Here is a 17111-nt window from a genome sequence, read left to right on the forward strand (position 1 = left end):
TATTTATATAGTTATTCATATACCAGCCTCTCCTTTTTTGTATCTACAGTGTAGCACAAAACCTACCAAACATAAGAAAATAAAATATACATACTTGAAAAGAGCAGACGATTCTTTTTCATTAGGTGCACAGGATTTTGAAAACCGCAGACATATGATAAAGAGTGTCCTTTATCATAAGATAAAAAAAGCCAGCCGCTAGGACTGACTGCTGATACGGTAACGCTTTAAGAATTCTTTGGTACGCTCCTGCCTTGGATGCTCAAACAGCTGCTGTGGAGTACCCTCCTCTGCAATCACACCCTTGTCCATAAATACGACACGGGAGCTGATATCATGAGCAAACTGCATCTCATGGGTCACGACGATCATCGTCAGACCTTCTCTGGCCAGATCCTTCATCACATCCAGAACATCGCCAACCATTTCAGGGTCCAGTGCACTCGTCGGCTCATCAAACAGCAGAACCTCCGGCTCCATGCACAGGGCACGGGCGATGGCTACACGCTGCTTCTGTCCGCCGGACAGCTGCATGGCACTCGCATTCGCAAAGGACTCCATACCAACCTTTTTCAGGAACAGCATCGCCTTTTCCTTCGCATCCGCCTTGCTTCGCTTCAATACCTTGATCTGTCCGAGCATACAGTTTTCCAGCACACTTTTATTATTAAACAGATTGAAGGACTGAAACACCATACCAACATGCGTTCGATGTTCATTGATATTGATTTCACCCTTCAGAATATCCTTGTCATGATACAGGATTTCTCCGGCATCCGGAGTTTCCAGCAGATTGATGCAGCGAAGCAGCGTGGACTTGCCGCTTCCACTGGAGCCGATAATGGTAATAACCTCACCCTTGTCACAATGAAAATCAATGTCATTCAAAACCTCCAGCGAACCAAAATGCTTTTTCAGATGCTTGATTTCTATGATGCTATTCATATACTTCACTCACCCTTTCTACCGGTACGCTCTGAGAAGACGGCCCGGATGATCTCGGCATATTCATGCGCCCCTCAACAAAGGAGAGAAGCTGGGTTGCCAGTGTCGTCAGCATTAGATACAGAATAGCCGCTACGATAAAGGTCGGTACATACAGCATCAGACTTCCTGCAACGGAGCTGGACTGGAAATACAGTTCAATCACACCGATGACATTCAGCATGGAGCTGTCCTTGATATTGACAATAAATTCATTTCCGATCGAAGGGAAGGAATTACGAATCGCCTGAGGTAAGATAATGCTCATCATCGTCTGTGTGGAGGTCATCCCCAGACTGCGGGCTGCCTCATTCTGTCCCTTGTCAATCGACTGGATACCGGCACGGATGATTTCTGCCATATATGCCCCTGTATTGATGGAAATAATCGTAATACCGGCAGTTACCGGTGACCAGTTCAGTACCGGACGAAGACCGTGATAGATGATCAGCGCCTGTACCATCATCGGTGTTCCACGAAAAATCCATACATACAGACCGACAAAGCCGTGCAGTATCTTTTTAATTATGCGGGATACCGGTGCATCGCGCTCTTCTATACGCACAGCACGGATACCTCCCAACAGCAAACCGATCAGTAATCCGATCAGTGTACCGCACACCGCCAGAAGCAGTGTTATCTTAATCCCATACCAGAACAGCGGAATGTTGTCCTGAAAAATCCACCAGGCCTGGGCAAACATCCCATCCGGTTTTGCGGATGCTACTATCATCATGGTAATCTCCTATTCTGTTTTGTTATTCTGTTTTCGGCTGACTCTCTCTTGCTTCCTTCATCCACTGATCTCTTGTTTCCTTGGAAATTCCATCCAGTGATTTCTGTACAGCATTGAACAGCTCGGAATCACGGCTTCCCTCTTTCAGACCGACAGATACGGACGTGTCAATATCAAAGCCCTTGCCCTTCGCAAAGTGAACGATCGTTAAATCCTTATTCGCTTCCACGGCCCCCTCGGCAACCGGAAGCTCTGCTGTAATGCCATCCACTTCCTTGTTCTGCAGGGAGAGGATCATTTCCGGATACGTTGCCTTTGGTGTCGCATGCTTTACACCCTTGATCTGATCGATAATCGTATCATAGTTCGTGCTCTTCTGTCCGATGATGGTCTTACCCTTGAACTGCTGGATATCATTGAATTTCGCAGCCTTGTCCCCCTTGCGTACAATCATAACCATTTCGGATTCATAGTACGGGGATGTGAAGTCAATTCCGTTTTCACGTGTTTCATCCTTTGTCATACCGGCAATAATCGCATCGATTTCACCGGATTCCAAAGCCGGCTGCAGGCCGTCCCAGGATACCTTTTTGATGACGATCTCACGATCGAGATCCTTTGCAATCTGACGTGCAACACGTACATCATAACCGTCACAGAAGCCGGCACCGCCAATGGAAACACTCGTTTTCGTCTGTTCCTTCGTCTGCCAGTTAAACGGCGCATAATTGCACTCCATACCAACCGTAAAGGTTTCCTTTCCTGTATTCTTTGAAACATTCTTGTCGTCATCACTGCTGCCGCATCCAGTCAAAAGCAGTGTCATGGCAAAAGCTGCCGTTACTAATTTTTTCTTCATAAATAGTCCCTCTTTCTTTTTTTCTTTTCACATATACCGCCTGTGTATACACCATCGGTGAAATACCATGGAATAACAAAAAAGCCGTGCTATTACACGACTCTCACACATAAAGCAGAGTTGTTAATAGCTCCTCTTCTTAACGAAGGAGTGCCATGAGTATTTCCCATGACCCCAGAAGTGCATCCGCCAATGCAGCCTCTTCGGCGATGATTACCTTTCAAAGCTATCCCGGTCTGCCGACTCCAGCTTTTACTCTGACGCATCGCTGCCTCTATACGATTTTTCTGTCTTATATACTTTAGCTTAAATCCCGACATTTGTCAATGGCCCCTGAATATTTCATGAAAGTTTTTCAGTTTCTTTCATTTTCCGTCTGCGCTTCAGATATAGAATAAGAGCAAGCAGAACCAGCCCGAGGGCACCACCTGCCGTATCAATCAAAACATCCTTGAGCTGTCCGCTTCTGCCAGGGACAAACAGCTGATGAAATTCATCCGTTGCCGCATAGGCAGCCGTAGCCGCCAGTGCCAGAAGCAGCCATGGCTCCTTTTTGTATTCCCGTATCGTAAGACCAAATAAAATGGCCAGTACCGCATATTCACTCATATGTGCCGCCTTGCGTACCAGAAAGCTTGTCATATCCCGAATGATTTCATTCCTCATGATATCCAGAGAGAATACAGCATCCAGAAGGTGCACAAAGAAATCGCTCATTTCCTGAGAATCATCCGCAACCTGTGCGGAGAACCAGAAAATTACAAGCATCCAGATAATGCACAGGATGGCATAGCAGTGTTTCTTTTTCATGCATATCACCCTGTGCATCATTATAGAATAAGATCGGTAAAAATACCAGTATATTTTTACCTCAGCATCATGTTTATGGATAGAGTCGTATCATTTCTCCTGAGCATCCGATGGTATGGTATCCACGGTTTTAAAGTCATAGCCAAGATCCTTCATATTTTTGATAAAGGTATCCATCGCTTCATAATTCCCCTTATTGCTCGGATGCAGCAGATAAATCGCCCCCTCATGGTAATGCTCCATCATCGTCTTCAATGCCTCACTCCCCGAAACATCACTCGCATAATCGTAATAGGCATGACTCCAGAAATAATTGCTGTAGCCAAGGTCCTTTACCAGCTTCATCGCACGCTCACTGCTGCCGCCCTTCGGAAAACGGAAAACCTTTTTCATCGGCTGCCCGGTAACCTCCATATACGTTTTTTCTGTCTCCGTAATCTCTGCAACAAATTTATCGATGCTGGAGGCATTCGCCAGTGTTGTCATATCGTAATGATGCCAGCTGTGATTTCCGATTACATTGCCATCCTGAACAAGCTGCCGGATGAAATCTGCTTCTGTTTTGATATAATTTCTGGTCAAAAAATAGGTTGCCTGCACATCATTCTTTTTCAGGACCTCCGCAATCTGCTTGATATAGGTGATATCATTGCCGCCCTCATCAAAGGTCAGATAAATTACTTTTTCTTTCGGTCCCTGATAATAGGAATCGTATTTCTTTAACAGCTTTTCATCCTTGGCACCTGTTGTCCGCTGATGATCCTTGCTTTTATTAAACCACCATTCCTCCATGGTGTTGTCATAGCTGTCATGATCATAATACAGCTTTGTATTCGTTGGATCAGCACATACCTGAACACTGCGCTTTACACTTGTGGTATTGCCGCTGGCATCCTTTGCCGTATAGGTCAGCGTATACGTACCCTGTTTTTTCATATTTACACTGCCTTTTCGTTCCACGCTTTTGCTTACATCCCCGTCATAATTATCACTCGCCTGATAGCCCGGCTCCTGAAAGCTTCCATTTTCAAACACTCGGATAGACGAGCCGCCCTTCAAATTGATCTTCGGCGGTGTCGTATCAATGACATTGACCTTGCGCTCCACTGTTTTCTGATATTTATCAAAGGTATAGGTCAGCGTATAGGTCCCCAGCTTCTTCGTATTCAGATTCCCCTCTACCTTTACCTCATCACTGTAATCGGAGAAACGAAACCTTGCCCGGGCCCCCGGATCCTGAAAGCTGGTATTCACTTCCATCTCCATCGTCTTTGCACCGTTTAATGCCAATAGCGGCGTAAACAGTCCGCTGAAAAACAGCAGCTTTATCAGCAGGGCCGCCACCATGACCCCAATCAATCCCATAATTCCATATATAATATTCTTGCAGCGTCTGCTCACATGCATCACCTCTACACTAACGATATGATATGCAGCCGTGATTTATGCCGTATACAGGTATTGGATAACAATACTTATAGCAGCTGTTTCTTTGACAAATCCAGTCCCATACATTTGTAAGGAAACACACATGCAATATAGGAAAGCATCTAAAACTACATCCTGTAGCTGATGAAAAATATCCGCTCCGCATACTGTATTCTGTAAATAACCATGAAATAATAAAACATATGGCAGGTGATGAGCATGAAGAAAATCCCCATTGGGTTGAAGGATTACCGCAAGCTGAAGGAAGAGAACTATTATGTCGTGGATAAGAGTCTGATGATTTATGGATCGGGGCAGCGAAGTCACCTTAATCACACGGCCAAGGCGCTTTCACCGAAATATTGCCATACCTTTGGTATCCGACAAGAGGCACGCTAGTAGCGGGAAAAACAATCAATATGAGTAGGCGCCTGCCCTCCCATGGCGTGCTGGCAGAATTTTTTGATGTCACAAAGGATTCACGGAACATTTTCAAAGACACTGCCATTATGCAAACAGAATATACAAGGGATATCAATTCATATCCGACTATTTTTCTATCCTTCGCAGATGCAAAGGGTGATAAGGATAATATCGTCATGCAGATGAAGCTCCAACTGTTAAAGGAATATAAAAAAAATGAGCAGGTACTTGAACATATCGATCGGTTTGAAAAGCCCGGATTTGATTTAGTTATGGATGGTATGTCCCATTTACAGGATGGCTCTTTACAGGCAGTTGTAAATGCTATCAGCTTTCTGATGACAAAATGCCATCAATATTACGGAAAACAGGTAATGCTGTTCATAGACGAATAGGCGCCTGCCCGCCCATGGCGTGACGGGTACAATATGGGAGGCATCGACATCTACACTGCTAGTGGGCAGAGCCTAATCCATGGTCAGTTATAAATTACCTGGATAGAAAGCAGTTAATTCCTTTCTGGGTGAATACCAGTTCAAATAAAATGATAAAAGCTGCTATGCGTGAGTGTGATAAAACCTTCAAAGAAGGATATGAAGAGCTGATCGAACGTGGGACAGTCACAGCTTTGGTTAATTATGAAGCTTCGTTCTACGAAATCAAAAATACCAGCAGCCTTTGGGGATTGTTTGCGCCTCAGGCAGGCAGTGCCTGAACGCCGGTTACCTGACAACAAAAACTACGCTGGATGCGTTAGAAGGCAGATATGTGTTAAGAATACCAAACAAGGAAATAAAAAGAGAATTCCAATCACTGACAGCCTATTATTTTCATACAGACGAAAGCAGTGTAACTATGCTGCTGGAGGATCTGTTACAAGGAAATCTGGAGAAGTTCGCCTTACGCTATCAAGCCATATTGGAGGATACTGCCAGCTATTATGACCTTGTGAATAAAAACTCCTATCAGGCCCATTGGCCCGCAGTGCGTACGTTACTTTTAGGTATGCTTATGCCTTTAGAAAACAGCTATAAGATCATCAGCAATCGTGAAAAGGGGCAGGGCAGATTTGATATCTGTTTAGAAAGCAGAAAGCAGGACAAACCATCCTTTCTTTTTGAATTGAAGTATACAAAGGATGATTCTGTAAATCTTAAGAAACTGGCCATGCAGGGATATGAACAGATCCTTGCTAAGCAATATGATCATGGCTTGCATCATGTGATACGAATCAGGCTTGCCCATCGCGGCAAACAGGTGGAATTATACACAGAGAAATAATCTGTAATAACACGTAAAAACGCAGTCTGAGAGCAGACTGCGTTTTTTACTTATATCATGAATCTCTATCATGAGAATACTTCCTTCATACTTATGTCTACAAATTCAATCACAAGCAGCTTCATTTGTATAATGAAACATTGCAATAATCTGCTCTGCACATCGGATACCGTCAATTGCCGCTGAAACGATTCCACCGGCATATCCCGCTCCTTCTCCGCAGGGATACAGTCCGGAAACGGATAGACTCTGCAAATCCTCTTTCCCTCGTTCCAGGCGAACGGGGGAGCTGCTTCTTGTCTCCACTCCGGTCAAAACAGCATCTCCCATCGCAAAGCCCTTCAGTTTATGATCCATAGCAGTGATTGCCTCTTCCATTGCGCTTGTCACATAAGCAGGAAGCACCTCATGCAGATCACAGGGAGTTACACCCAGTGCATAGCTTGGCTGAACACTGCCCATCGCTGTGCTTGCACGATGCTTCAGAAAATCTTCAACCCGCTGTGCAGGTGCACGATATGCTCCACCGCCAAGTACAAACGCTTTCTTTTCCAATGCCTCCTGATAGGCGATTCCATCCAGTGCATGCTCCCCATAATCCTCCGGACGTATCTGTACAAGCAGCGCACTGTTGGCATTTTCCCGGTCACGGGCATGTTCACTCATTCCATTGACGACCACACCGCCTTCCATGGAAGTGGATGGAACGACGCTTCCCCCCGGACACATGCAGAAGGTATAGACGCCACGGCCGTTGGATGCGGTATGTGTTAATCTGTATTCTGCCGCAGAAAGCCGCGGATGTCCGCAAAGCGTCTTATACTGCGCTTCGTTGATCAGCGTCTGTGGATGCTCAATTCTGGCACCGATTGCAAACGCCTTGGGTTGCATGGTCACACCGCGCGCATGCAGCAGCCGGTAGGTATCCCGGGCGCTGTGTCCAATGGATAAAATTAACTGATCCACCGGTATTTCCTCATCGTTGACAACAATCCCGCGCAGTTCCCCCTGTTCAATTATCAAATCCTGCAGGCAGCTTGAAAAGCGCACCTCTCCACCCAGCGCTATGATTTCCTCGCGCAGGCGCTTCACAATGTCACGCAGCAGATCTGTTCCGATATGCGGATGTGCCGTATACAGTATATCCTGTGGCGCACCAAAGCGGACAAGCTCCTCCAGAACCTTATGTACACGCAGATCCTTGGAGCGGGTAGTCAGCTTTCCATCGGAAAACGTACCGGCTCCCCCCTCACCAAACTGCACATTGCTCTGCGGGTCCAGCTTACCGTTTTGCCAGAAATCCTCTACACTCCTGACTCGATCCTCCACACACTGTCCGCGTTCAATAACAAGCGGATAGTAGCCCATCTGTGCCAGCAGCAGCGCCGCAAACATACCGGCAGGACCAAAGCCGACAACTACGGGACGATGCGTTAAGCCGATGACACCCTTTTTCGGATATGCATAATGGTACTCCTGCACGCGACTGACATCCTTAAAGTGCTTTCTAAGCACCTGCTCCTCATGCTTTACTCTGCAATCAATGCAATATGTAAAATGCACATCCTTCGCCCTGCGAGCATCCAGACTCTCCCGATAGATTCTCCATGATAGCAGGTCTTCACTGGAGATATGGAGTTTGTTTATAATTTTATCCGGCAGCTGATCCAGTGATTCTGAAAGTGTCAGCTTGATTTGTTGTATACGCAGCATGATATTCCTCCTATTCAGGCATAAAGATGCTTTAAAAACTTAACTTTTCTGGAACATATAATTATAATGCAGGACATAATGAGCGTCAGCAGCATAACAAGTCCGTAAACAGCCAGAGAATTCATCAGCGGCCATACCCGAAGCAGCAGATTAACAAACATAATATGCATGACATAAATCAGCAGTGATAAAACACGCAGTGTCTTGTATACCTTGCTTTGCGGCAGATGAATACGAAGCAATCCCAGAAACAGAAAGAACATACATGGCAGCAGCATGGCATACATACTTGTCAATTCATGCATGAAGCCGTTATCTTTCAGTGCGAAGCATTCCGCAAACAGCAGTCCGGCGCTGAGCAGGAATCCCAGCAGTACCTGCCAGTTTTTCAGGTACAGTGTCCGCTGTGCAAACAGGGCCCCCATAGCGATAAACATCACGCCGAAGAACAGGCCGTTGCGTGTTGTGGAAAATACCTGCAGATATGCCTGATATACGCTTTGTATCCCAGGAATCTGCATCAGATAACCACCGTAAACATTACCAGCCATGCCGATCAGATACAGGAGAAATCCAAAAAGAATCGTTTTGCCAAGACCCAGCTTAAACAGGCAGATGTAAACAACAGGCACTGCAACCAGCAGCGCAGGCAGAAACCAGAGGTGGTAAAAGCTTCCGGTAAAAAAGAAATCACGAACGTACAGCAGCACACTGTTTACGGTAATACCATCCTGCCCCTTCAACAGCAGATAGGTAAAGGGCAGATACAGAATGGTCCAGATGATATAGATTTTACAGAGCCTCCACAGATAGTGCTTCAGCTGTGCTTTGTTTTCGTAATCATTGTATTCGCGTTTGAAATCCAGCTTACGGAAAAACAGAAAGCCGCTCGCCACAAAGAAGAACGGTACCGCCAGTCTGGCCAGAATCTGTACAAGGATAAAGTTGCCGGTGGCATCCACATCCAGCAGCGGCCCGGTGTGAATGCAGACCACCAGAAATGCACTTATGAATTTTGCAACATCCAGCGCGTAGTAAGTTTTTCGTTCCACGTTAATCATCCATCCCTTCTCTTGAAAAATAGCCACACCTGCTGTGGCTATTTGTATATTCTCGGTACCCGCTGTGAAATCCAGCAGAGTGTTTCATTGTTTATGGTATGTGCAAGTCTGCTGAGCTCATCAACGGAAAGAACCTCATCACCGTCACACCCGATCAGAGTAGCGACATCGCCTTCACTCACACCATCAAGTCCGGTGATATCCACCATCATCTGATCCATACAGATATTGCCGATAATGGGAACACGCCTGCCATGCAGCAGCACACAGGCTCCCTGATTGGATACACTGCGCGGAAAGCCATCCGCATATCCGACAGCCAGTGTTGCCACCCTCGTACAGACTTCCGCCTTGAAATGACGGCCGTAGCTGACCGTAACACCGGGCTGGATATCCTTTACCAGGGAAACATTTGCCTTCCATTCCATGATGGGCTGAAACTGCGGTGCCGTGCGAATTGCCAGTGCATCATCGCTGGTAACTCCCATCCATAATAGACCCGGACGTACATAATCATAATGCAGGTTCGGATAATTTAAAATTCCATAGCTGTTCTGCAGATGCGTTGTACCGGGGTCAATCCCTTCTGCACGCAAATCCGCCAGAACACGTTCAAACAACGCAATCTGGTGATTGGTGAAGGCACAATTTTCCTCATCCAGACAGTCACTGACACTGAAGTGGGAGAAAATACCGCAGACATCCAGATACTCCAGACGGTACAGCGCTTTGATATCCTCGATATGATATGCATGATCCTGTGCAATAATACCGATTCTGGACATACCGGTATCCACCTTGGCATGTGCTTTGACAACAACATTCTGCTCTTTAGCATATGCGTTCAGCTTTTCTGCATACTCCTTTGATACCAGCGTCTGGATCAGGGAAGCCTCATTCAGATAATGAAAATGAACAGGCGGCGTATACCCCAGCACCAGAATCGGACTTTGGATGCCGTTTTCACGCAGTCGAACGCCTTCGTCAACACTGCTTACTCCAAAAAAGTCAATCCCCTGCTGTTCCATCATTCGGGAGCATTCCACATCGCCGTGCCCATAGCCGTTCGCTTTGACGATTGCCATAATCTTGCTTGTAGAGGGAATCAGCTTCTGTACTTCCTTTATGTTATGTGAGATCCTGTTCAGATCAATTTCCAGCCAGGAACGCGTATTGCTCTTCAGCACATTTTCCACCTTCTTCATTCTTCCATTGCCAGTGCAACAAGCTTGTCAATCAGTTCCGGAAACGGAATACCGGCCTCCTTCATCATAGTCGGATAACGGGAGGTGTCGGTAAAGCCCGGAATGGTATTGACTTCATTCAATATGATGGTATCCTCCGGTGTCACAAACATATCAACACGGGTCATTCCCTTGCAGTTCATGGCACGATATGCCTTTTTTGCGATTTCTCTTGCTTCCTCAAACAGCTTCGGACTGATTCGTGCCGGACAGTAGATATGGGAATCCACCATCTCATATTTCCCCTCATAATCGAAGAAAGGCGCAGCTGTTTCGATTTCATCCACACTGCCCGCAAAAAGCTCCTTGTTTCCCATCACAGCTACTCCGATTTCAAAGCCCTCAATGGTTGTTTCCAAAATAACCTTGCCCTTGCCGTCATGATAGAAGGCATCCTTCATCGCTTCCTCAAAGCCGTCAAAGGACTCCATCCTGTGAATTCCAAAGCTGCTTCCGGCATTGGCCGGCTTGATGAAAATCGGAAGTCCCAGCGTTTCCTTCGCATGCTCGTATACTTTGCGATAATCCAAATCATCCGCCTCATATACGCATACAAACGGCGCACATGATATACCGGCATGCTCCATGACGATATGTGCCATTTCCTTATCCATACAGATCGCACTGCTCATGTGCCCGCAGCCGACGTATGGGATGCCACTCAGCTCAAACAAGCCCTGAATCGTTCCGTCCTCTCCGTTTTTTCCATGCAGAATCGGGAAGATGCAATCCACCTCAATGCGTGTAAAGGTTCCATCCGCATGCAGCTTCAAAAAGCCCCTGCAGCCTTCACTGCTGGACAATACACACGGTGTACAGTGCTCCTCACACAGCCAGGTATCATGCTCGATACCATCCACATCACCATCATATGCATACCATTTCCCATCCTTGCTGATTCCGATGAAAATAAGCTCATAGTGCTCTTTATTGATTTTGTGAATCAGACTTCCCGCAGAATGCAGGGATACCGGGTATTCACTTGACTTTCCTCCGAATATAATCGCTAATTTTATCTTTTCCATATATATGTACTCCTTACTGTTGTTCCTTTACCAGTTCATCCACCACTTCATCCAGCTTCATTCCGCGGCTTCCCTTCACCAGCAGCATGCATTCCTTATGCATATAGGGTCTCAGGTAGTTCAAAAGCTCTTCCTTATCTGTAAAATGACGCACCAGTGTATGCTCCATATTATCTCTAGCCCCCTGTGCAATATAACATGCCATGTCTCCGATTGTGAGAACCTCCTGCAAATGATAGCTGCTGATATCCTTACCCAGTGTGTAATGAATCATATCACTCGTTTCTCCAAGCTCCAGCATATCGCCCAGCACCGCCAGTTTATAGGGTATGTCAAATTCCTCCATGGTATCCACCGCAGCCAAGGCACTCTGCGGATTGGATTTATAGGAATCATTCAAAATCAGACACTGATTCACCCTGACAAGCTCATTGCGCAGTCCGGTCTTCTCCACGCTTGCAAAGCCCTGCGCTATTTCTTCCTCATCCAGTCCAAGTGCCCTTGCAGCGATCCATGCCGCTGTGGCATTCATCGCCTGATGCTTTCCAATCATGTCCAGGTGGTACACCTGATCTTTGATGGAAAAACACAGACCGTCTGGCAGCTGACGCACCTGATGCACGACTACATCATTTTGCTCATCCTTACCAAACGTACGGATTTTAATGCAGCCCGGTATCTGTTTTTCAATGGCGGCATTGCGCAGAAGCTGCTGATCTCCATTATAAATCAGCAATCCATGCTCCCCAAGCCCCTCTGTAATCTCCATCTTCGCTCTGGCTATATTCTCCATGGTTCCAAGGTTTTCCAGATGTGCAGTACCGACATTGGAAATAATAGCGATATCCGGACGCACGATCTGTGTCAGAAAGGAAAGCTCCTGCAGATTCTCCATTCCCATTTCCACAACCGCAGCCTCACAGTTTTCCGACAAAGAAAGAAGTGTTAACGGTACACCGATTTCATTATTGTAGTTTCCAAGTGTTTTCTGCGTAATAAAATGCTTTGCAAGTACGGAGGCAAGGATATCCTTCGTACTCGTTTTTCCATTGCTGCCGGTAACTCCGACAACCTTCATATTTAGTTGATCACGATAAGCCTTAGCCAGCTGCTGCAAAGCTGCTGTTGTATCATCTACTAGAATGACGACAATCTCCTTGGGAGGATTCGCTTCCCTTCGTTCCCACAAGACAGCCCTCGCACCGTTATCAATGGCCTGCTGCACATAGGCATGCCCGTTGTTGTTCGCTCCATGAATCGGTATATACAGGTTTCCCTCTACCACCTTTCTGGAGTCAATGCAGACACCCTGTATTTTTTCCTCAATATCTGCATTTTCTATGTAATCCGCATCCAGCATGCGGATAATAGCGTCTATCGATCGGATAATCATATGGTTCATCCCTTCTGTTTCCTATTTTCCTAAGCGCTTCTATTCTCATGAAACGAAATAGGACTATATACACGCTAAATATTATATCATAAGCATCAGAAGTTGAAGCAAAGAATTTCGTAAAATTCATCAGCTTACGTAAATCGTAAGAATGTAAGCCTTTAACGAACTACACGGCAAAAAAAAACCACCGGAGTCAACACTGCAGCACCGTGGTTTATGAAACAGGGTATTGTGAGAATGGAATCACCCTGCACGCTTTTTTATACCGGCATCCACCCTGTAAAATGCACAGCTGCCTAGCGCTTCATGATCGGAGAATAGATTTCAGTGATATTCTCTTCCATATCTGCCACCTCATCCGGATGCGTGATGTAGACATCATACGGCGGAAGCCGATAGGTATAGCCTTCCGTTTCCATCCATTCCTGATGCCTTGCATAGACGGAAGGAATCTGGTGATAGCTTCCTCTGCATACGGTGCGGATACACAGCCCCGGTGAGAAATCACGCGTACCCGTAACCCGCTCCTTTACCGGAATTGCAAATTCCATATCGAAGCCTTCATCCTGATACTCCTTGCTGTGATATATGGAAAGCGGCGCCTTGCAGATGGTCAGCCGTCCTTTGCGAATTTTTTCAAACAGCGGCTCATAAAAAGAAATAAAGCCCTTTGCACAGTCCTCCATATTTACCATGCGCCGTGTCGATAAAAGAAACATCTCCGGTTCCTCGACCAGCTGTATATCTATATCATCCAGATATGACATGATCATCTCTTCTTTCTGCACTGTCGCTACATCCGCTTCCAGCTCATGAAGAGTCTGCTGCATCCAGAGTATCTGCTCCTGCAATACTTTGCGATGGGAAAGCAGGGCATTTTGCAATAGCTTTGATTCTCCCTGCTCCTCCCATTTCAGCAGTGTACGGATTTCATCCAGTGAAAAGCCGTATGTCTTCATGCGGTTGATAAACAGCATATTCTTCAGCTGTTCGATGGCATAATAGCGGTATCCGCTTTCTGCCTTGATACAGATCGGATTCAAAAGATCAATCGTTTCATAGTATCGTAGCGTTTTGGTGGAAACCTTGCATATTTTGGAAAACTCACCGATTGTCAGCATATTTATTCCTCCTGTTAACCTTTATATTAAACCCTTACCCCGGGGACAAGTCAACCCGCAAAATACGTGCTCACTGAATGGATGAGATGCAGATCTGCCATGCGGATGCACAGATAAGACGCGATTACGTTGTGTTCCCCAAGCCTGCAATCATCGTTATCGTCTGCTGTATGAAAAAGGAAAGCCGGTTATCCTATAGACAGCCACAGCTTTCCTTTTCTACTGGTAAAACAGAATTATATGCTTGATATCAGATTCACCTAACCGGTAGGTCAAAATAACGCATATCTTATCTTACAGCTCCTCCAGATAAGCCCTTAAAAGTGTAAAGGTCGCATCGAAGGATGCCAGATCCAGCGCTTCCTGCGGTGTATGAATATCCTGCATCTTCGGTCCCATGGTAACGATATCCATATCCTCATCCATGGCTTTGAAAACACCGCATTCCAGACCACCATGCACAGCCACCAGCTGCAGCTCTTTTCCCAGCACCTTTTGACATACTGCTTTCAGGCATTCACGCATAGGAGAATCCGCACGATAGCTCCATGCCGGATATCTTGCCTCATGCTCGCTGTGAAAGCCGAATACCTCCGCAAGTGCATCCATCTCCATCGCCAGTGTATCCACATAGGATTCCATAGCTCCGCGTAAGGAAGCGTTGATGATGATTGCCTCCTCTTGCGTTGTCACAACACCGATGTTGCTGGACGCTGTACTCAGTCCTTCAATGCTCATGGAATGATGACGCAGACCGTTTGGCAGTGTCATCAAAAGCGTGATCACCTCTTCACTGTCTTCAATGCATAAGACACCGTCACAAGCCACTTCCTTTACAGCGACGTCAACACCGGCATCACTGAACTCCAGCTCCTTAGCAAAGATGGTTTTCATTTCCTGTACACAGGCCGCAACTGTTTCCAAATCCGCCTGACACACAAATGCCGCAGATGCTTCCCGAGGAATCGCATTGTCCTTGATCCCCCCCTGTATCCAGCTCAGCTGTACACCATACCGTCGGTTCAGCGTGAACAAGACCCGTGCCAGCAGCTTATTCGCATTCCCATGCTCCTTGTCGATTTCTCCGCCGGAATGTCCGCCGTGAAGTCCGAACACATCAATCTGATAGCCGTTTCCATCATGCGGCACCAGAATGCGTTCCTTTTGCATAATGACATTCACACCCCCTGCACTTGTTGTACAGGTGGCATTTTCTCCGCCATCATCCAGATTGATCATTCGCTTTGCCTGAAAATATTCCTTTTTCAGTGCCATGGCACCAAAGAGTCCCACCTCTTCCTGTACTGTAAACACGCATTCCAGAGGCGGGTGCTTTGCATCCGGATCGCTGAGCAGAGCCAGCATATAGGCAACACCGACGCCGTCATCTGCGCCAAGTGTTGTTCCTCTTGCCTTTAGAAAGCCGTCTTCAATATACAGCTTCAGTGCATCCTTTTCAAAATCAAAATCCGTATCCTTGTTCTTTTCGCATACCATATCCGTATGTGCCTGTAGCAGCACAGGGGCATGATCCTCATAGCCGGCTGAAGCATCTTTATAGATGATGACATTATACAGTTCATCCTGTATCCATTTCAGTCCGTGTTCCTTTGCAAACGCCACCAGATACGCACTGTATGCCTGCTCATGATAAGAGCCGTGCGGAATTGCCGTCATTTCTTCAAAATACTTCTGATGAGCCTTTTCATGATTCAAAATATGTTCCATAGATTACCTCCGTATGTTCCCTGCTATTGTACCACATTTCATGAAGAAAACTCTATTTCACACCCTAAAAAGCCCTGATTTTTAAAACGGCATAGAACTGCTGAAACTAGAGCTACTGATAGATCCATACGCCAAGCAGACCGGACAGCAGCATCAATGCAATCGGATTGATTTTCCATTTTCTGCTGATCCATAGCACGATGGTAAAGATAGCGACTGCCGCAGGCTGCAAAGAGGACAGCTTCAAATCCCCGTTTTTGAAAAACGCGATTGCAAGCAGAATCAGTGCAGCGGACATGATCAGCCCCAGCGAGGCTGCCTTCAGGCCCTTCAGTATTTCCATGAAAAAGACGGAGGAAGAAAACCGCTGAAAGATATGATAGAGCACATAGGAAATAAGCACGCCCATACAAATGCAGCCAATGGTGGCTGCCAGTGCTCCGCTGACACCGGCTACCCGCATACCGACAAAGGTCGAGGTATTGACAGCCAGAGGCCCCGGCGTCATTTGAGAAATGGTTATGATATCCGTAAATTCCCGCATGCTCAGCCAGTGATTGGACAGCACCACCTGATCACGAATCATCGGGATGATGGCATAACCGCCACCAATGCTGAACAATCCGATACGGAAAAATGCAAAGAACAGCTGCAGCAGCTTCATATTCGCACACTCCTTCTCTTACAGTAAACACGCATCACACAAAGCAGCGCACTGGCGATGATAAGGATCGCCACGTTGATCTGAAAAAAATAATTCAGCATGCAGACAAGCGGTGTCATGAGTGTAAAAAAGAATTCCTTTTCCTTACAAATCAGTGCGTACATATCCACAATCAAATCCACGATCAGCGCTGCCACACCAGCCTCCATTCCATGCAGGACAGCCTGTACGACCGTATTGTTTTGAATAACGGCATATAGCGTTGAAACTACCGCCAGAATCACTAACGGCGGTAAAATCGCAGCGATACAGCTGATGATCATTCCGCTTACCCCTTTGACACGATAGCCTGCCAGGGCACTCATGTTAATTGCAATCGCACCTGGTGAGGATTGTGCAATCGCCGCAATCTTCATGAGCTCATCCTCGTCAAAATAGGCTTTTTTCTCCACATAATATTTTCGTATCATCGGTATCACCACATAGCCTCCGCCAAAGGTAAAGGTGCTGATAAATACATTGATACTAAACAGCCAGACAATATCTTTATAGCTTTTCATTTTTATCACCATGTTTATGATAGCATTTGACACCGGATACATAAAATTATATTATTTTATAAGATAGATAACCAAATG

The 17111-nt window shown here is 46.2% G+C and carries 19 protein-coding genes and 1 riboswitch; of the genes, 5 read left to right on the top strand and 14 right to left on the bottom strand.

Annotated elements, in window-relative coordinates:
* Positions 1–198 precede the first annotated feature (198 nt).
* The 5 genes from ACG3M1_RS14890 to ACG3M1_RS14910 form a co-directional block, all read right to left on the bottom strand.
* Complete coding sequence (locus ACG3M1_RS14890) at positions 199–945, bottom strand: amino acid ABC transporter ATP-binding protein (RefSeq protein WP_002610107.1); 747 nt, start codon at positions 943–945, stop codon at positions 199–201.
* On the bottom strand, positions 938–1720 hold the full coding sequence (locus ACG3M1_RS14895) for an amino acid ABC transporter permease (protein ID WP_055201103.1): 783 nt from the start codon (positions 1718–1720) through the stop codon (positions 938–940). Before ACG3M1_RS14895 ends, ACG3M1_RS14890 begins: the two co-directional genes overlap by 8 nt.
* Positions 1721–1742: 22 nt before the next feature.
* Complete coding sequence (locus tag ACG3M1_RS14900) at positions 1743–2579, bottom strand: transporter substrate-binding domain-containing protein (RefSeq protein WP_002610103.1); 837 nt, start codon at positions 2577–2579, stop codon at positions 1743–1745.
* A gap of 119 nt (positions 2580–2698) precedes the next feature.
* Positions 2699–2864, bottom strand: a riboswitch (Lysine riboswitch).
* 57 nt (positions 2865–2921) lie between these two features.
* Positions 2922–3389: a VanZ family protein gene (locus tag ACG3M1_RS14905; RefSeq protein WP_008817635.1), complete on the bottom strand. Its 468-nt coding sequence runs from the start codon at positions 3387–3389 to the stop codon at positions 2922–2924.
* Positions 3390–3479: 90 nt separating this feature from the next.
* Positions 3480–4790, bottom strand: coding sequence for an immunoglobulin-like domain-containing protein (locus ACG3M1_RS14910; RefSeq protein ID WP_002610099.1), 1311 nt, complete (start codon positions 4788–4790; stop codon positions 3480–3482).
* A gap of 246 nt (positions 4791–5036) precedes the next feature.
* On the opposite strand from ACG3M1_RS14910, the gene ACG3M1_RS14915 reads away from it, so the two are divergent.
* From ACG3M1_RS14915 to ACG3M1_RS14930, 4 genes are all read left to right on the top strand, one after another.
* Entirely contained in the window at positions 5037–5216 is a 180-nt protein-coding gene (locus ACG3M1_RS14915; protein ID WP_008817636.1) for a hypothetical protein, read from the top strand.
* Positions 5217–5236: 20 nt separating this feature from the next.
* Entirely contained in the window at positions 5237–5635 is a 399-nt protein-coding gene (locus tag ACG3M1_RS14920; RefSeq protein ID WP_395814291.1) for an AAA family ATPase, read from the top strand.
* Positions 5636–5799: 164 nt separating this feature from the next.
* Positions 5800–5955, top strand: a complete 156-nt coding sequence (locus tag ACG3M1_RS14925) for a hypothetical protein (protein WP_227761449.1) — start codon at positions 5800–5802, stop codon at positions 5953–5955.
* A 53-nt stretch (positions 5956–6008) separates the two neighbouring features.
* Positions 6009–6521 carry a PD-(D/E)XK nuclease domain-containing protein gene (locus ACG3M1_RS14930; protein WP_008817638.1) on the top strand — a complete coding sequence of 171 codons (513 nt, stop codon included), beginning with the start codon at positions 6009–6011 and terminating at the stop codon, positions 6519–6521.
* Between the two features lie 105 nt (positions 6522–6626).
* Here ACG3M1_RS14930 and ACG3M1_RS14935 read toward each other — a convergent pair whose 3' ends face one another.
* The 6 genes from ACG3M1_RS14935 to ACG3M1_RS14960 all read right to left on the bottom strand — a co-directional run bounded on the left by ACG3M1_RS14935 (position 6627) and on the right by ACG3M1_RS14960 (position 14081).
* A complete protein-coding gene (locus ACG3M1_RS14935; RefSeq protein ID WP_008817639.1) occupies positions 6627–8234 on the bottom strand; it encodes an NAD(P)/FAD-dependent oxidoreductase in 1608 nt (535 codons plus the stop codon).
* Positions 8235–8248: 14 nt separating this feature from the next.
* Positions 8249–9295, bottom strand: a complete 1047-nt coding sequence (locus ACG3M1_RS14940; protein WP_008817640.1) for an acyltransferase family protein — start codon at positions 9293–9295, stop codon at positions 8249–8251.
* Between the two features lie 38 nt (positions 9296–9333).
* Positions 9334–10482: an alanine racemase gene (gene alr, locus ACG3M1_RS14945; RefSeq protein ID WP_021420451.1), complete on the bottom strand. Its 1149-nt coding sequence runs from the start codon at positions 10480–10482 to the stop codon at positions 9334–9336.
* A 14-nt stretch (positions 10483–10496) separates the two neighbouring features.
* On the bottom strand, positions 10497–11564 hold the full coding sequence (locus ACG3M1_RS14950; protein WP_008817642.1) for a D-alanine--D-alanine ligase family protein: 1068 nt from the start codon (positions 11562–11564) through the stop codon (positions 10497–10499).
* 13 nt (positions 11565–11577) lie between these two features.
* Positions 11578–12966 carry a UDP-N-acetylmuramoyl-tripeptide--D-alanyl-D-alanine ligase gene (locus ACG3M1_RS14955; protein ID WP_009588356.1) on the bottom strand — a complete coding sequence of 463 codons (1389 nt, stop codon included), beginning with the start codon at positions 12964–12966 and terminating at the stop codon, positions 11578–11580.
* A 290-nt stretch (positions 12967–13256) separates the two neighbouring features.
* The gene (locus ACG3M1_RS14960) at positions 13257–14081 is read right to left on the bottom strand and encodes a MerR family transcriptional regulator (RefSeq protein ID WP_008817644.1); all 825 of its coding nucleotides are present in this window, start codon (positions 14079–14081) and stop codon (positions 13257–13259) included.
* 77 nt (positions 14082–14158) lie between these two features.
* Between ACG3M1_RS14960 and ACG3M1_RS14965 the strand changes: the two genes are divergently transcribed.
* Positions 14159–14329 carry a hypothetical protein gene (locus ACG3M1_RS14965; RefSeq protein WP_153810618.1) on the top strand — a complete coding sequence of 57 codons (171 nt, stop codon included), beginning with the start codon at positions 14159–14161 and terminating at the stop codon, positions 14327–14329.
* A gap of 46 nt (positions 14330–14375) precedes the next feature.
* Here ACG3M1_RS14965 and pepD read toward each other — a convergent pair whose 3' ends face one another.
* From pepD to ACG3M1_RS14980, 3 genes are all read right to left on the bottom strand, one after another.
* Positions 14376–15809, bottom strand: coding sequence for a beta-Ala-His dipeptidase (gene pepD / locus ACG3M1_RS14970; RefSeq protein WP_009271066.1), 1434 nt, complete (start codon positions 15807–15809; stop codon positions 14376–14378).
* 112 nt (positions 15810–15921) lie between these two features.
* Positions 15922–16473, bottom strand: a complete 552-nt coding sequence (locus ACG3M1_RS14975) for a chromate transporter (RefSeq protein ID WP_008817646.1) — start codon at positions 16471–16473, stop codon at positions 15922–15924.
* Positions 16470–17045, bottom strand: coding sequence for a chromate transporter (locus ACG3M1_RS14980; RefSeq protein ID WP_009271067.1), 576 nt, complete (start codon positions 17043–17045; stop codon positions 16470–16472). The genes ACG3M1_RS14975 and ACG3M1_RS14980 overlap by 4 nt, the downstream gene beginning before the upstream one ends.
* Positions 17046–17111 lie beyond the last annotated feature (66 nt).

The organism is Clostridium sp. 10cd* (assembly GCF_044336395.1).
GTDB lineage: Bacteria > Bacillota_I > Bacilli_A > Erysipelotrichales > Erysipelotrichaceae > Clostridium_AQ > Clostridium_AQ innocuum.

What these genes read in the sequence shown, in the direction of transcription:
- ACG3M1_RS14890 (WP_002610107.1), bottom strand. Translation starts at nt 945, where the DNA reads ATGAATAGCATCATAGAAATCAAGCATCTGAAAAAGCATTTTGGTTCG.
- ACG3M1_RS14895 (WP_055201103.1), bottom strand. Translation starts at nt 1,720, where the DNA reads ATGATGATAGTAGCATCCGCAAAACCGGATGGGATGTTTGCCCAGGCC.
- ACG3M1_RS14900 (WP_002610103.1), bottom strand. Translation starts at nt 2,579, where the DNA reads ATGAAGAAAAAATTAGTAACGGCAGCTTTTGCCATGACACTGCTTTTG.
- ACG3M1_RS14905 (WP_008817635.1), bottom strand. Translation starts at nt 3,389, where the DNA reads ATGAAAAAGAAACACTGCTATGCCATCCTGTGCATTATCTGGATGCTT.
- ACG3M1_RS14915 (WP_008817636.1), top strand. Translation starts at nt 5,037, where the DNA reads ATGAAGAAAATCCCCATTGGGTTGAAGGATTACCGCAAGCTGAAGGAA.
- ACG3M1_RS14920 (WP_395814291.1), top strand. Translation starts at nt 5,237, where the DNA reads ATGAGTAGGCGCCTGCCCTCCCATGGCGTGCTGGCAGAATTTTTTGAT.
- ACG3M1_RS14925 (WP_227761449.1), top strand. Translation starts at nt 5,800, where the DNA reads ATGCGTGAGTGTGATAAAACCTTCAAAGAAGGATATGAAGAGCTGATC.
- ACG3M1_RS14935 (WP_008817639.1), bottom strand. Translation starts at nt 8,234, where the DNA reads ATGCTGCGTATACAACAAATCAAGCTGACACTTTCAGAATCACTGGAT.
- ACG3M1_RS14940 (WP_008817640.1), bottom strand. Translation starts at nt 9,295, where the DNA reads ATGATTAACGTGGAACGAAAAACTTACTACGCGCTGGATGTTGCAAAA.
- ACG3M1_RS14950 (WP_008817642.1), bottom strand. Translation starts at nt 11,564, where the DNA reads ATGGAAAAGATAAAATTAGCGATTATATTCGGAGGAAAGTCAAGTGAA.
- ACG3M1_RS14955 (WP_009588356.1), bottom strand. Translation starts at nt 12,966, where the DNA reads ATGAACCATATGATTATCCGATCGATAGACGCTATTATCCGCATGCTG.
- ACG3M1_RS14960 (WP_008817644.1), bottom strand. Translation starts at nt 14,081, where the DNA reads ATGCTGACAATCGGTGAGTTTTCCAAAATATGCAAGGTTTCCACCAAA.
- ACG3M1_RS14965 (WP_153810618.1), top strand. Translation starts at nt 14,159, where the DNA reads ATGGATGAGATGCAGATCTGCCATGCGGATGCACAGATAAGACGCGAT.
- pepD (WP_009271066.1), bottom strand. Translation starts at nt 15,809, where the DNA reads ATGGAACATATTTTGAATCATGAAAAGGCTCATCAGAAGTATTTTGAA.
- ACG3M1_RS14975 (WP_008817646.1), bottom strand. Translation starts at nt 16,473, where the DNA reads ATGAAGCTGCTGCAGCTGTTCTTTGCATTTTTCCGTATCGGATTGTTC.
- ACG3M1_RS14980 (WP_009271067.1), bottom strand. Translation starts at nt 17,045, where the DNA reads ATGGTGATAAAAATGAAAAGCTATAAAGATATTGTCTGGCTGTTTAGT.